The sequence below is a fragment of the Larkinella humicola genome, assembly GCF_008727875.1.
In the GTDB taxonomy this organism is placed as follows: Bacteria; Bacteroidota; Bacteroidia; order Cytophagales; family Spirosomataceae; genus Larkinella; species Larkinella humicola.
In genome coordinates this window covers 787,933-801,476 of sequence record NZ_VTWS01000003.1, presented here as the reverse complement: position 1 = coordinate 801,476, position 13,544 = coordinate 787,933, and the positions used below count along the sequence as shown (strand labels likewise).

12 protein-coding genes and 1 tRNA gene are annotated in these 13,544 nt (G+C 51.0%); 6 read left to right on the top strand and 7 right to left on the bottom strand.

The annotated features are described in order from the left end of the window. Positions 1-58 precede the first annotated feature (58 nt). Positions 59-1,087, top strand: a complete 1,029-nt coding sequence (gene ruvB / locus F0P93_RS15485; RefSeq protein WP_150877376.1) for a Holliday junction branch migration DNA helicase RuvB — start codon at positions 59-61, stop codon at positions 1,085-1,087. A 38-nt stretch (positions 1,088-1,125) separates the two neighbouring features. On the opposite strand, the gene F0P93_RS15480 is transcribed toward ruvB, so the two are convergent. From F0P93_RS15480 to era, 4 genes are all read right to left on the bottom strand, one after another. Beyond that, a complete protein-coding gene (locus F0P93_RS15480) occupies positions 1,126-1,434 on the bottom strand; it encodes an ArsR/SmtB family transcription factor (RefSeq protein ID WP_150877374.1) in 309 nt (102 codons plus the stop codon). A gap of 156 nt (positions 1,435-1,590) precedes the next feature. Beyond that, the gene (locus tag F0P93_RS15475; RefSeq protein WP_150877372.1) at positions 1,591-2,514 is read right to left on the bottom strand and encodes a DMT family transporter; all 924 of its coding nucleotides are present in this window, start codon (positions 2,512-2,514) and stop codon (positions 1,591-1,593) included. Continuing rightward, positions 2,511-3,818, bottom strand: a complete 1,308-nt coding sequence (der, locus tag F0P93_RS15470; protein ID WP_138992910.1) for a ribosome biogenesis GTPase Der — start codon at positions 3,816-3,818, stop codon at positions 2,511-2,513. The genes F0P93_RS15475 and der overlap by 4 nt, the downstream gene beginning before the upstream one ends. Before the next feature lie 44 nt (positions 3,819-3,862). Next, on the bottom strand, positions 3,863-4,780 hold the full coding sequence (era, locus tag F0P93_RS15465) for a GTPase Era (RefSeq protein ID WP_114407539.1): 918 nt from the start codon (positions 4,778-4,780) through the stop codon (positions 3,863-3,865). A gap of 128 nt (positions 4,781-4,908) precedes the next feature. On the opposite strand from era, the gene F0P93_RS15460 reads away from it, so the two are divergent. Together F0P93_RS15460 and F0P93_RS15455 are read left to right on the top strand one after the other, a co-directional pair. Then, positions 4,909-4,981 (top strand) — tRNA-Met (locus F0P93_RS15460). A gap of 278 nt (positions 4,982-5,259) precedes the next feature. Continuing rightward, the gene (locus tag F0P93_RS15455; RefSeq protein WP_150877370.1) at positions 5,260-6,108 is read left to right on the top strand and encodes a DUF2911 domain-containing protein; all 849 of its coding nucleotides are present in this window, start codon (positions 5,260-5,262) and stop codon (positions 6,106-6,108) included. A 117-nt stretch (positions 6,109-6,225) separates the two neighbouring features. Here F0P93_RS15455 and F0P93_RS15450 read toward each other — a convergent pair whose 3' ends face one another. After that, positions 6,226-7,821 (bottom strand): M28 family peptidase, encoded by a 1,596-nt coding sequence (locus F0P93_RS15450; RefSeq protein WP_150877368.1) that lies wholly within the window; start codon positions 7,819-7,821, stop codon positions 6,226-6,228. Between the two features lie 130 nt (positions 7,822-7,951). Further along, positions 7,952-8,944, bottom strand: a complete 993-nt coding sequence (locus tag F0P93_RS15445; RefSeq protein ID WP_150877366.1) for a lysylphosphatidylglycerol synthase transmembrane domain-containing protein — start codon at positions 8,942-8,944, stop codon at positions 7,952-7,954. Positions 8,945-9,089: 145 nt separating this feature from the next. On the opposite strand from F0P93_RS15445, the gene F0P93_RS15440 reads away from it, so the two are divergent. From F0P93_RS15440 to F0P93_RS15430, 3 genes are all read left to right on the top strand, one after another. Next, positions 9,090-9,809: a glycosyltransferase family 2 protein gene (locus tag F0P93_RS15440; protein WP_114407535.1), complete on the top strand. Its 720-nt coding sequence runs from the start codon at positions 9,090-9,092 to the stop codon at positions 9,807-9,809. Between the two features lie 9 nt (positions 9,810-9,818). After that, on the top strand, positions 9,819-10,220 hold the full coding sequence (locus tag F0P93_RS15435) for a DUF2304 domain-containing protein (protein WP_150877364.1): 402 nt from the start codon (positions 9,819-9,821) through the stop codon (positions 10,218-10,220). Positions 10,221-10,289: 69 nt separating this feature from the next. Continuing rightward, positions 10,290-12,371 carry a DUF7657 domain-containing protein gene (locus tag F0P93_RS15430; RefSeq protein WP_150877362.1) on the top strand — a complete coding sequence of 694 codons (2,082 nt, stop codon included), beginning with the start codon at positions 10,290-10,292 and terminating at the stop codon, positions 12,369-12,371. 9 nt (positions 12,372-12,380) lie between these two features. Here the strand turns inward: F0P93_RS15430 and F0P93_RS15425 are convergent, their stop codons facing one another. Continuing rightward, the gene (locus F0P93_RS15425; protein WP_150877360.1) at positions 12,381-13,535 is read right to left on the bottom strand and encodes a glycosyltransferase family 4 protein; all 1,155 of its coding nucleotides are present in this window, start codon (positions 13,533-13,535) and stop codon (positions 12,381-12,383) included. Between the last annotated feature and the right edge of the window lie 9 nt (positions 13,536-13,544).

Below are 13,544 nucleotides of genomic sequence, written 5' to 3'. Positions count from 1 at the left end.
TACTTGACAAACAGGCTTGTTTTAGGTATAAACAACAAATACGTTCATTCAAATACCGATGCGGAAAGACATTTTGAAAGGTACCAACGAAGGGATGACGGCCACCGAAAAAGAGATTGAACGCGCCTTGCGGCCGCTTTCATTCGAAGACTTTACGGGACAAGCCAAAATACTCGAAAACCTGCGGATTTTTGTACAGGCTGCTCTCCAGCGTGGCGAAGCACTCGACCACGTTTTGCTTCATGGCCCTCCGGGTCTGGGTAAAACCACCCTCTCGCACATCGTTGCCAACGAGCTGAATGCCAGCATCAAGATGACATCCGGCCCGGTGCTCGACAAGCCGAGCGACCTTGCCGGTTTGCTGACCAATTTGCAGGAAAACGATGTGCTCTTTATCGACGAGATTCACCGGCTCAACCCGGTGGTGGAAGAATACCTGTACTCGGCGATGGAAGATTACAAAATCGACATCATGCTCGATTCCGGCCCGAATGCGCGAACCGTTCAGATCAAACTGAATCCCTTCACGTTGATTGGTGCCACCACCCGCGCCGGGTTGCTGACGTCACCGTTGCGGGCGCGGTTTGGGATCAACGCCCGGCTGGAGTACTACGATGCGGCTTTGCTGACCACGATTGTCAACCGGTCGGCGGCTATTCTGGGAACACCCATCGAAGCCGATGGGGCCTATGAAATTGCCCGCCGGAGTCGTGGAACGCCCCGGATTGCTAACAACCTGCTTCGCCGGACGCGCGATTTTGCGCAGGTCAAAGGGAAAGGAGTCATTACCGTTGCGATTGCCGAAATGGCTCTGCGGGCGCTCGATGTGGATCAAAATGGTCTCGACGAGATGGACAACCGAATTCTGACGACGATCATTGAAAAATTCAAGGGCGGTCCGGTTGGGCTGTCGACCATCGCAACGGCCTGTGGCGATGAGGCCGAAACGATTGAGGAAGTATACGAACCGTTTTTAATTCAGGAAGGCTATCTGAAACGAACGTCGCGGGGACGGGAAGCAACTGAAAAGGCGTATAAACACCTGGGCATTGTGCCCGCGTACCGGGATGGGGAGTTGTTCTCCTGAAAACTGAAAAAGGGAAGCGCTACTGCTTCCCTTTTTCATTACGCCAGAATTTTACTGCGGTAAATGCAATCGATAATTTCGGCTATCGAATTGTCTACCAGAAAATAATAGATGTTTTTGCCACTTCGCCGGATTTCAAGAATTCCTTTGTCGCGCATATTAATGAGATGGTGTGAGATCAACGACTGCTCTGCATTCAGGTTCTTATAGATCGTTGATACGTTTAATTCCTTGTGCTCATTCAACATCTGGATGATCTTGATGCGCAGCGGATGAGCGACGGCCTTCAGAACATAAGCGGCCCGCTCAATCTTTTTTTCGTCGTTAACTAACGTTTCCTTTGTCATGATTCTGTGTGCTATTTAGGTGCGTAAAGTAACTGAAATTTAGTTATTTATACGAGAGAAGCAAAAAAATATGCCAGTAACATTGATATGTTAATCTATTTAAAAAGGGTCTAAAACTAGTTAAGGGGGGCGACGGAATTAGCAGACAAATTGCCGTCACTTGCGGCCTTTCCAGCCAATCAGAAAGACCCCAAGCAGCACCAGCAACGTACCTAAAAGTTGGAAGAGCGAGATGGTCTCGTCTAAAAGCGTGGTTGCCAGAACGATGGTGAAAATGGGGCCGATGCTGGCGACAATGGAGGCATTGCCGGAACCGATGCGTTTGATGCCCTCGGCGATCAGAAACGTCGGAATCACGGTGACTAAAACCGCCATCAGCAGGGCCAGTCCGTACACCGGAGCCGCAAATCGGAACAGATCCAGGCCGTTGGCGATCAGACAATGGAGAACGATAGCCAGGGTGGCCGCAATCATGGCGTAACAGGTATACCGCTGGGCGCCCACGCGGGCAATCATCGTATCGCTGCCCACCAGATAAACGGCGTAGACCAGCCCACTCAGAATGACCCAGAACGCCCCCAAAAATACGTCTCTCTGCTGCCCGGTGTTGATGTTAGGGGCAAACGCCACCATGATCCCGGCATACGTCAGCAGCACCGCCAGAATCTGCAACCGGTTGACTTTACGGCCATAGACCACGCTGCCGAGCAGCAAGACGAACGTGGGATAGACAAACAGCAGGATGCGCTCCAGACTGGCCGTGATGTAAACCAGACCCAGAAAATTTAGAAAGCTAGCGATGTAGTAGCCCGTCAGGCCGAGCATACCCAGCTTTAACCAGTTTTGAATGGATAAACGGGCCGGTGGAAGCCGTCGGGACAGATTCAGGGCAATGGCTACGTAAAACGGCAACGCAAAGACCATCCGCAGCGTCAGCAGCGAAATCGCGTCGATCGGATACTGGTAGGCCATTTTGATTAAGATGCCCTTTAAGGCAAAACAAAACGCTGCCAGAAAAACCAGCAGCGCTCCAATCCAATACCGTGTCCGAGTTGATGCCGTTGTCTGCGGACCCCTCATTTTTGCCGGAAAAATATCGTTATCGGTGCTCCATCGAACCCGAAGTGATCGCGGAGTTTGTTTTCCAGATACCGGGTATACGGTTCCTTGATGTACTGTGGCAGGTTACAGAAAAACACAAACGTGGGCGAGGGCGTCGGTAACTGAATCATGTACTTGATTTTGATCAGCTTTCCTTTCGTGGCCGGGGGCGGGTAGTTCATGATTTCCTGCTGCATGGCCTCGTTGAGTTTCGAGGTCGAAATTTTCTTGTGCTTGTTTTCGTAGACCTCCATCGCTTTTTCCATGACCTGGAAAATCCGCTGTTTCTCTACGACCGAAGCGAAAATAACGGGCAGATAATCGATAGGCGCCATGCGCTGCACGATTTCTTTTTTCCACGTATCGGCGGTTTTGGTATCTTTCTCGATGGCGTCCCATTTGTTCACCATCAGCAGGACCCCCTTCTTGGCCCGAACGGCCTGTCCGATAATGTTCATATCCTGCGCTTCGAGACCGCGCGTGGCGTCCAGCATCACAATCACCACATCCGACTCTTCCAGGGCCTTCAGCGAGCGCATCACCGAGTAAAACTCGATGTTATCCTTCACTTTGGCTTTGCGCCGGATCCCGGCGGTGTCGGTCAGGATAAAATCCTTGCCAAAAGCTTTGTAACGGGTGTCGATGGCGTCGCGGGTGGTGCCGGCAATGTCGGTCACGATGCTTCGTTCTTCGCCGATCAGGACGTTCAGAAATGATGATTTCCCAACGTTCGGACGACCCAGAATGGCGATGCGCGGGATGCCCGCGTTCGGATCTTCGACGCCATCGGACGGAAAATGCTTCACGACTTCATCCAGCAAATCGCCCGTACCGGTTCCCGTCAGGGACGAAATCGGGAACGGATCACCCAGACCCAGCGCGTAAAATTCGCCGACGGAGTTCTGACGCAGCACGGTTTCGGATTTGTTGGCAACCACGATGACCGGTTTTTTCGACCGGCGCAGCACGTCGGCAAAATCCTTGTCCATGTCGGTCAATCCGGCCATGGTATCGACCATGAATAAAATCACGGATGCTTCGTCAATGGCGATCTGAACCTGCTCCCGAATCGACTCTTCAAACACATCATCCGATCCGACCACATAACCGCCGGTATCGATGACGGTAAAATACTTCTCGGTCCAGTCGGCATAGCCGTAATGCCGGTCGCGGGTTACGCCCGGCTGGTTATCCATAATGGCCTGGCGCTGTTCGACCAATTTATTAAACAGCGTCGATTTACCGACATTCGGTCGGCCCACAATTGCTACAATATTTGCCATGATTCACTTTAGAGGAAAGAAGGAGCGCGTTGGCTGGCCTTCGGTTATTCTTCGTACCCAAACCTCTTCAGCGACCGTTCTTTGGTGCGCCAATCGGGTTCAACTTTTACGTATTGTTCAAGGAACACCTTCTTGCCGAAGAAGCGTTCCAGTTCCTCACGGGCCATAATACCCGTTTTTTTAATCATTTTACCCCCTTCGCCCAGCAAAATCGCCCGTTGAGTAGCCCGCTCAACCAGGATTTCCGACTGGACAACGATGATGTCGTCTTTTTCTTTAAAGCCCGTGATGATCACTTCACAACTGTAGGGAACCTCTTTTTTGTAGTTCAGGAAAATCTTCTCGCGAATGATTTCTGAGGCAAAAAAGCGCTCGGGCCGGTCGGTCAATTCGTCTTTCGGGAAATAAGGCGGATGAACCGGCAGGCGGCTTACAATGGCTTTAAAGACATGCTTGATGTTGATGTCGGTGAGGGCGGAAATCGGAATGATGGCTTCGGATTTGAAGTTCTCTTTCCAGTACTGAATTTTCTCCTCCACCTGTTCGGGGGTCGCCAGATCGATTTTGTTGATGAGCAACAAAACCGGGGTCTGCGTTTTCTGCAACCGCTCGATCACGTCATTTTCGTCGTATTTCTCGAAAATGTCGGTCACGAACAAAATCACATCCGCGTCTTCCAGCGAACCGCGCACAAAACTCATCATCGATTCATGCAACCGGTATTGCGGCTTGATAATACCGGGCGTATCCGAATAGACCAACTGAAACTCCTGCCCGTCGTGCACCCCGTTGAGGATGCCCATGATGCGGTGGCGGGTGGTTTGCGCTTTTGACGTGATGATCGAAAGCCGCTCGCCCACCAATTGATTCATCAGCGTCGATTTGCCGACATTGGGCTTACCGATGATGCTGACATAGCCGGCCTTATGATCCGGGCCGTACGTTTCATTTGAAATATCCATGTAATTGACAACCAATGACTACAGAAAAAAACTCCCCTCCGGCTAAAAAAAATAGCGGGAGGGGGCAGATTTTTTCACAAAGGTAATTGTTTTTTATGAAAAACGCCTTACCTTTGCAGTCCCAACATCGCGGGATGGAGCAGTTGGTAGCTCGTTGGGCTCATAACCCAAAGGTCGCTGGTTCGAGTCCAGCTCCCGCTACAAAAAAAAGGTCACACAATCGTGTGGCCTTTTTCTGTTTTCAAACAGTTTCCTTTCCCAAAATACCTGGTCAAATCCCTTAGAACGACTATGAGCCGGAGGTGATTTCCAATAGCGATACGCTTAAACCGTTATCCATCAGCGTGCAGTCGAAATGTACGCTATAAAAAAATCGGCCAGTTGGACCAAAAACCAATGACCAGAATACCGGGCCAATATTTTGTACCTTTGCGTTTTAAGATAAAAACGTACCCATATTCATTCATCATTCCACTCGCATGAAGTCACTTAAGTTTCTCACAACGGTTCTTGCTATTTTTCTGGCGGTGGGCGCAACCGCTCAGGCCCAACTGAAAATACCAGCCGCCAGCCCCGCCCAACTCACCAAACAAAGTTTTGCCCTGGGCGACATTACCCTGGAATACTCCCGACCAGCCGTGAAAGGACGGACCATCTTTGGTGATCTGGTTCCCTATGACAAGGTGTGGCGGACCGGTGCCAATGCTACTTCTAAAATCACCTTTTCATCGGATGTCAAACTCGAAGGCAAAGACGTGAAAGCAGGTACGTATGGATTATTCACCATTCCCGGTAAAACCACCTGGCAAGTCATGCTTTCCAAAGACCTGAACCTGGGGGCTAACGTGGGCGACTATAAACAAGAAAACGAAGTACTGCGGGTGTCGGTAAAACCGACTGCATTGACTAACAAAGTAGAAAACTTTACCCTCAATATCGCCGATATTTTGCCCAGTTCGGCGGTTTTGGAAATCATTTGGGATAAAACCCGTGTTCCCGTAGCCATTACGGCCGATGTTGACCAGATCATTGTCAAGAACATCGAGACTTCGTTGGCTTCTGATAAGCCGTCCTATTTTGAGGCCGCCAGCTATTATTATGATACCAATCGGGATTTAAAACAGGCGCTTACCTGGGTAACCAAGGCCACTGAACAAAACCCCAAGGCGTTTTGGGTGATGTTACTCAAGGCTCGCATTCAACTGAAATTAAACGAAAAAGCCAATGCCATTGCCAGCGCCGAGAAAACCGTTGCCCTGGCAAGCGAAGCTAAAAACGCGGATTATGTGAAAATGGCCAACGATCTGATTGCTTCCGCTAAGAAGTAATCAGATGCAGGCAAAGTGAATCAGAAACCTAAAAAGTTGGCTACCGGCAGAGATCATCCTGCGATAGCCAACTTTTTTTACGTTATTCCCGATTAGGAAAGTCTCAGTCCAAAACCGTTACGGTTTGTTGCTGTCTACCACCAGTTTATTCTCCCGGTTCACAATTTCCCAGGCGGTATAAAACACCAGCCGGGCGGATTTTTCGGCCAGTGTGAAGTTGATTTTCTCGACGTCGTCGCCGGGGCGGTGGTAGTCGGCGTGGAGGCCGTTGAAGTAAAAAATAATGGGGATTTTGTGCTTGGCAAAATTGTAATGGTCGGAGCGGTAGTAAATCCGTTGCGGATCGCTGGGCTCGTTATACTTGTAGTCCAGCTCCATCATGGTGTACTTCCGGTTGGCATCTTCGCTGATCTGGTGCAGTTCAGACGATAATTTGTCGGAACCGATGACGTAGATGTAGTTGTCGGATTTGCCTTCGTGCAGATCGTCGACGCGGCCCACCATGTCGATGTTCAGATCGCAGACGGTTTTTTCCAGCGGCAGAACCGGACTCATATCCGTGTAATATTCCGATCCCAGCAAACCTTTTTCTTCGCCCGAAACCGTTAGAAACAGCATGCTCCGGCGAGGGCCGTGGCCTTCGGCTTTGGCTTTGGCAAAGGCCTGCGCAATTTCAATCACCGAAACCGTTCCCGAACCGTCGTCGTTGGCACCGTTGTTCACTTGCCCGTCCGGATTGACGCCAATGTGGTCGTAATGCGATGAAATCACCACGATTTCGTCTTTTTTGTCGGTGCCTTCCAGAAACCCAAGCACGTTGCTGCTTTCCAACTGCACGTCTTTCCGCTCGGCTTTCAGGCTGATTTTACCTTTCAACGCGCCGGAATTGGTCTTGCCGGTTTTGTTGATTTTGGCCACCGCGCTCTGTAATTTGGCCGTTGTCGTGTTGAGAACAGCCGCGGCCATGTCCTGCGTGATCAGGAATGTTCCAACGGCTCCAATTTTTTCCATGGCCGGGCGGAGGCTCAGGCGATTGAACCGGCCCATCAACGCGCTGCGTTCGGCCACCAACCGGCGGTAGGCTTCCGGCGATTCGGCCGAAACGATGAAAATTTGTTCGGCCCCCTTGTCCTTGGCAATCGTGACTTTTTTCCGCAGACTCTCGTCATTGCTCCATTCCGAGGCTTTGTCCGAATTGGAAATCACGTAATTTCCGTTGGCTTTTTTGGGTTCACCTTCCAGAATGACAACGGCTTTTCCCTGAATGTTGATTTTCGCGTAGTCGTTGTATTTGTCGGTCAAGATGCCGTAGCCCGCAAACACGGTTTCTACCGACGCTTCCTGCATCACGCCAAACAAGCCGTTGACAATGAAATCTTTGGGGTAGGTGTACGTTTTTCCGTCGGCCTTGACGTAAAAATCGCCCCAGGTTTTCTGGTACAGCTTGAACGGCTGAAAATAGCCGGTTTTCCCGTCGTCGGTTTTGACGATCGCTTGCAGATTTTCAGCCGCAAACTGTTTAGCAATGTAATCGGCGGCTTTCCGCTGTCCTTCGGTACCGGTTTCGCGGCCCTGCATATCGTCGGCAGCCAGCACGCGCAGGTGTTTTTCGAGATCAGCCGCCGAAATGGTGTTGGCATAATCGGTGGCGGTTTGGGCCGTCGCTAAGTGCGTAATCAGGAGCAAACCGGCACTATACTTCAAATATTTCATCGGGTTGTTGTGAAGAAAATGACAAATCAAAAAAGCAGGAATAGACAATCGTCCTCCCTGCTTGTGCAAAGATAAAACGAAATTACGGGTTAATTATGTTAACGTAGGTTCACTGTTCATATCCGATTCGTCAGGCTGCCTTGCCCCGGTTTTTGGCCAGAATAAACGGAACGATCAGGAAGCTCAGGCTGCTCAAAACGAGATTGATTCCGAAGCCCACGGCGTGCAGGAACGTGGCGACAACGGCTCCCTCGGCGGGCGTAAAACCGTAGACCACCAACACCCGGCTGACCAGAAAATGGTAGGTTCCGATTCCGCCCTGCGTGGGCACCGCCAGTCCGCCGAGTGAGCTAACGGCCAGGATCGTCAGGGCTGCGGTGGGCGGTAGAGACCGGGTGCTGTCCAGCGCCATCAGGAGCCAATAGGTGCTCAGCCAGGAAAAAAACTGACTTAACACTGTTAGAAGTACAAACAAGTAAGAGTTCGGGATCTGCCGAATGGCGTTAAAACCCTTCCAGAGCCCCTTAACACTGTTAGCTATTTTGAGAGCAACCGGATGTTGTTTTTTATTGAAAATCAGTAACATACGCCAAATGCCAGCGCCTGCCAAAACCAGAAAGACCAAAAGTCCGCCCGCCAGAAACCAGGCGGTTTTGTCTGGTACCCGGAAAGACAGGCCGGACACATAGCTACTAACGCGGTTTATTTCGAGCAGGAAGGTCAGCAAAAGCACCAGACCGAGCATGATCAAGTCGATGATTCGCTCGGCCACGACCGAACCAACGCCCTGCGAAAACGGTACGTTGTCGGTCCGTTGCAGCGTGGCGCAGCGGGTTAGTTCGCCGGAGCCCGGCACAATCATACTGGCAATGACACCCGCCAGTGTGGCAACCGTGGTCCGGAAAGCCGTCGGAAAAAACCCGAGGGCGAGTAAAGGCTGCTGCCAGCGTTTTCCCCGCACCAGGTAGATCAAAACCGTCAGCAGCCCCACCAGCGCAATCCAGCCATAGTGAGCCTGCTGAAACTGCCGCCCGATGTCGGCGAACGAAATGTCCTTCAGCGCATACGCCAGCAGGGAAATGGCCAGGACAAAGGGAAGGGCGGTTTTGAGAAGTTGCTTCATTCAGTTTGACAATCGGCTGTAAGATAGGGAAACATCGGATAATTTATGGCACATAATTTGACCCAAATCGTGCGTCCTGCTACCTTTGAAAATTGCGTAGCAGATTCCCGCTTTAACTCGTCCAACGTTCTACCTAAGAAAGAAAATGAAGTCACTTCGGGTGCTGGTGGTGGTTCCGTGCTACAACGAGCAGCGTTCGGTTGCTGCGGTTGTGAATGATATTCACTGGGTAAAAACCCGGTTTGGCCTGTCGCTGGATACGCTGGTGGTCAACGATTGTTCAACCGATAACACGATGGCCGTTGTCCGCACGCTGGACTGCCTGCACCTCGACCTACCCGTGAACCTCGGTATTGGTGGCTGCATGCAGGCTGGTTACAAGTATGCGTACCGCAAGGGGTATGACATTGCGGTTCAGATCGATGGCGACGGGCAGCATCCCGCCGAAGGGCTGATAAAGCTGCTGCGACCGCTGTTCGACGATCAGGCCGACGTCGTCATCGGCTCCCGGTTTTTGGAGCGCCAGGGGTTTCAGTCGTCGTTTGTCCGGCGCATCGGGATTCGGTATTTTCGCTGGCTCAACCAGTTGCTGATTCGTAAAACCGTGCATGACAGTACGTCGGGTTTCCGGGCCTTCAACCGCAAAACGATTGAGATTGTCAACCGCTATTATCCCGACGAATACCCGGAACCGGAAGCCATCGTGCAGTTTGGATTGCATAAACTGCGGCTGCTGGAAGTGCCGGTTTTGATGGAAGAACGGCAGGGGGGAACCTCATCAATTGGCTGGGTTCAATCGGTCTATTATCTGTTTAAAGTGACGCTGGGTACCCTGTTTGTTTACATTCGTTTACGGAAAATATAGTTTTCAATTATGGAATCCTTACCCATCACTATTCAGGTTTTCAGTCTGATTGGCACCTTAATCTTCCTGGCCTTCATCGCCCGGCTTATCGTTAGAGGAAAATTGCGCGAAGAATATTCCTTCATCTGGATTGTTTGCGCAATCATCTTGCTTGTCTTTGCAGCCTGGCGGGATGGATTGACCCAGATTTCCCGGTTATTAGGGGTTTTTTATCCACCCTCTCTTATTTTTTTAACGGCTATTTTTGCCATCATCTGTTTCCTGGTACACTTGTCGGTGGTTAACTCCAAACTGCAAAATTCCATCAAAGAATTAACGCAGGAAGTGGCCATTTTAAAAAAAGAAGTAACGGATTTACAAGTCCCGGATAAATTAGTGATGGCGAACGAAAGCCAAACAAATTTGCCGTAATTGTCGAATCGATCCCGAGTTTTTAGATCCACTTGTAGTTGCAGCGCTTAAAAAAATAGAACGGCAGTTATGTCAAAAAAGAAAAAAATACCGGCATCAGTACAACCTACCCCACCCAAAAGTATCTCCCAACCGGCAAAGTCCGATTCACCGGTCAGCCGATCGGCGGTTTCGTCCGAAAAACCGTCTCCGGTACGCCCTGAAAAAACTGGTCAGCTCATCGATTTTAACAAGCGGTTAAAATGGTTTATCGGTGTTTGTATCGGTCTCTTTCTGCTGCTGACGCTGGCTAAAATTCATTACTCCTCCTTGCCGTATTGGAATCAGGTTATTCCGGATGGGTCTGATCCCAAACGGGGTTTGATTTCCGGCAAGCCCCGCCCCATTCGCATGGACGAGTGGGCGGCCATGGTGCCGTTTACGCTCTCGCAGGCTAATCAGAACTATCCGGTTGAGAACATGGCAATCGGGGGCGAAAAACCGGCCCTGGTTTTGTATCTGCCGGTTAAGCATTTTATCATGCTCTTTCGGCCCGACTACTGGGGCTTTTTCATCAGCACGGATTTTGGCCTGTCCTGGCGCTGGAATTTCATGTTGCTGGGGAGCCTGATCGTAACAACTTTGCTTTTCCTGATTCTTACCCGCAATAATTTCTGGGTTTCGGTCTGTGGCGCCATCTGGCTTTTGCTTTCACCGGGCTTTGCCTGGTGGTCGTTCTCTCTGCTAACCAGCATGATATCCGGCGGATTGCTGTTAATTTCGTCGCTTTATCTGTTTTATGCTCAAAAACGAAGTACGCTGCTTTGGGCCGGTTTGCTGTTTGCCTGGTCCTTGGTTGCCTACGCGCTCAATTTGTATCCGCCCTACCAGGTATCGATTGGTTACCTGCTGGTTTTTATTCTCATCGGATTTGTCGCCAGTAATTTTCGCCGGGAGCAACTGTTCTCCCAACTGGGCAGTAAAGCCGTCACGTTTGCCCTTGCATTCGCGCTGATTGGCTTCGTTTTGTACCAGTATTATGTGGAAGCGAAAGCCACCATCGACGTGATGTCGCAGACGGTTTATCCCGGGAAAAGGAGCGAAACCGGCGGAACGGGCTTCATTGCCAACTGGTTTTCCGAATATTATGCCGGCTGGCTGCTGGACGATCAGCGGTTTCCGAAGGGCTGGCTGAACATTTGTGAACTTTCCCACTTTGTAACTTTCACACCGGTTATTGCGGTTTGTATGGGTTTCTATTTTGTAACATTCCGCAAAATCGACCCGCTTTTGACGCTGGTTCTGCTCTACGTCGTGTTGCTCTGGCTCTGGATCGAGGTGGGTTATCCGGCAGGACTCGCCAAACTAACGCTGATGGATATGAGCCCGACCCGACGCACGCAAATCCCGTTTGGTATCGGAAATGTGGTGTTGGCGGTGCTGTATCTGGGGTACATTCAGGACAAAAAGATTGCCCTGAAACCGCTGATCAGCGGTTTGCTGGTAGTGGGCGTCGTTGCATTCATGGTGTATGCCGCCTGGCTTAACCTGAACGATTCCGACGGTTTCTACAAAGCACACCAGCTCTTTTTGCCAACGGCGTTCTTTCTGGCCTTAAACTTTCTGATGTTGCCCGTCAGCACCTTCCGGTATAAAGAAGTGGTGATCGGGCTGGTTCTGGTTCTGTTTTCGCTCCCTAATCTGGGCATCAACCCGGTTTCTAAAGGAACCGCGCCCCTAACGCAACACATTCTCTACCAGAAAATTCGGGCCATTCACGAGCAGGACCCTACGGCTCGCTGGGTGGTTTTGGGGAGCCAGTACATCACGTATCTGGTTACCGCAACCGGTGTCAATCAGTTGAGTGGGATTAAATACCTGCCGGATTTTAAAACCATGCGGGTGCTGGACCCGACGGCGAAGCGTGATTCCGCCTACAATCGGTATGCACACACGGTTTACAGCACCTACATCGACGGGCGGGATTCCATTGTGATCCAAAATACCTTTGAAGATGGGTATCAGGTCGCGCTCGATCCGTGTTCACCACGACTTAAGAAGCTCAACACCAAATACTTTGTTTTTGACCGGACGCCACAAGCTGTCGAAACGCGTTGCCTTAAACTCGTCGATAAATTAGGCTCGGTTGAAATTTACCGGATCAATGAGTGAGGAGACGGATTAGCGGTTGGTTAGGCCGGTTTCGGTCCGGAGCAAGGCCTCATACCGGTCGATCATCGTTTCGTTTTCAAAATAGCGGGGTGGTGCGTAGTTGCTGCGGTGATGAACCATGTCGGTAATGGCGTCAGCCAGCGCGTTGCTGTCGGCCGGAGGAACCAGCCGGTAATGCCCGCTGATGACTTCCGGAATGGAACCGGCCGTGGTAGACACCACGCTGCGGCTCAGCATGCAAGCTTCCACGGCGGCATACCCAAATCCTTCGGCCAGCGACGGAACCACCACACAGTCGGCGGCCTGGATGTAATGCAGCAAATCGGTCCGTGATTGTTTGTCGAGAATCCGCACCGATTTGCCAGCCTGAAAGCTGTCGAGCCGTTGGACGAGCGAGTCGCGCAGGGAAATAAAATTCGGTGCTGACGGCCAGATGAACAAAAACCGGACGTTGGCTTGTGTCTTCAGCACCTGCGGAACCGCATTGACCAAATAATCGAACCCTTTGGAAATGCCGGGCCGACCGAATCCAACCACCAGAAAATCGTCGGAGCTATAGCCTTTTTCAGCGCGAAAAACCGCCCGTTGCTCGTCACTGAGCCGGTTTTTCTCAAAATCGTCATAATCGACGCCGGGGTAAATCCGGGATACGGGAGCCGACGGAAACAGACGAACGTAATCCCGCAGCGTACTATCCGAAATACAGACCACGCGATTAAACGGAAAGGTCAAAAGCATCCGTTCGAACAGGCGGAACAGGCTGGCTTTCCAGCGCGATTGGCCGCTCAGCGTATACCATTTGGTGTCCCACACTTCGTAAACCGTCAGAATTGCTTTTTTGCCGCTCAGTTTACTGGCAATCCAGGCGGGTACAATGGCGTTATACGTTGCCGTCTGGATAATGTCGTGGTGTTTGGCCAGACGAATGGCCCGGAAAATAGCCAGGACCATAAAAAAGTAACGCTGCGCGAAGGAAGGCACCTTTTGCCGGATAATCTGAACGCCATTGTGGGTTTCTTGATCCAGATAGTCCGGGTAATTTTTAGGCACCAGAACCGTCACCGTCATGCCCCGCCGGACCAGCCCTTCGGCCAGGCGCTGAAACAACAACTCTGCTCCGCCAATGTGCGGATAATAGTTGTCCAGAATGAACAGTACTTTCATAGGCAGAAT

What these genes read in the sequence shown, in the direction of transcription:
- ruvB (WP_150877376.1), top strand. Translation starts at nt 59, where the DNA reads ATGCGGAAAGACATTTTGAAAGGTACCAACGAAGGGATGACGGCCACC.
- F0P93_RS15480 (WP_150877374.1), bottom strand. Translation starts at nt 1,434, where the DNA reads ATGACAAAGGAAACGTTAGTTAACGACGAAAAAAAGATTGAGCGGGCC.
- F0P93_RS15475 (WP_150877372.1), bottom strand. Translation starts at nt 2,514, where the DNA reads ATGAGGGGTCCGCAGACAACGGCATCAACTCGGACACGGTATTGGATT.
- der (WP_138992910.1), bottom strand. Translation starts at nt 3,818, where the DNA reads ATGGCAAATATTGTAGCAATTGTGGGCCGACCGAATGTCGGTAAATCG.
- era (WP_114407539.1), bottom strand. Translation starts at nt 4,780, where the DNA reads ATGGATATTTCAAATGAAACGTACGGCCCGGATCATAAGGCCGGCTAT.
- F0P93_RS15455 (WP_150877370.1), top strand. Translation starts at nt 5,260, where the DNA reads ATGAAGTCACTTAAGTTTCTCACAACGGTTCTTGCTATTTTTCTGGCG.
- F0P93_RS15450 (WP_150877368.1), bottom strand. Translation starts at nt 7,821, where the DNA reads ATGAAATATTTGAAGTATAGTGCCGGTTTGCTCCTGATTACGCACTTA.
- F0P93_RS15445 (WP_150877366.1), bottom strand. Translation starts at nt 8,944, where the DNA reads ATGAAGCAACTTCTCAAAACCGCCCTTCCCTTTGTCCTGGCCATTTCC.
- F0P93_RS15440 (WP_114407535.1), top strand. Translation starts at nt 9,090, where the DNA reads ATGAAGTCACTTCGGGTGCTGGTGGTGGTTCCGTGCTACAACGAGCAG.
- F0P93_RS15435 (WP_150877364.1), top strand. Translation starts at nt 9,819, where the DNA reads ATGGAATCCTTACCCATCACTATTCAGGTTTTCAGTCTGATTGGCACC.
- F0P93_RS15430 (WP_150877362.1), top strand. Translation starts at nt 10,290, where the DNA reads ATGTCAAAAAAGAAAAAAATACCGGCATCAGTACAACCTACCCCACCC.
- F0P93_RS15425 (WP_150877360.1), bottom strand. Translation starts at nt 13,535, where the DNA reads ATGAAAGTACTGTTCATTCTGGACAACTATTATCCGCACATTGGCGGA.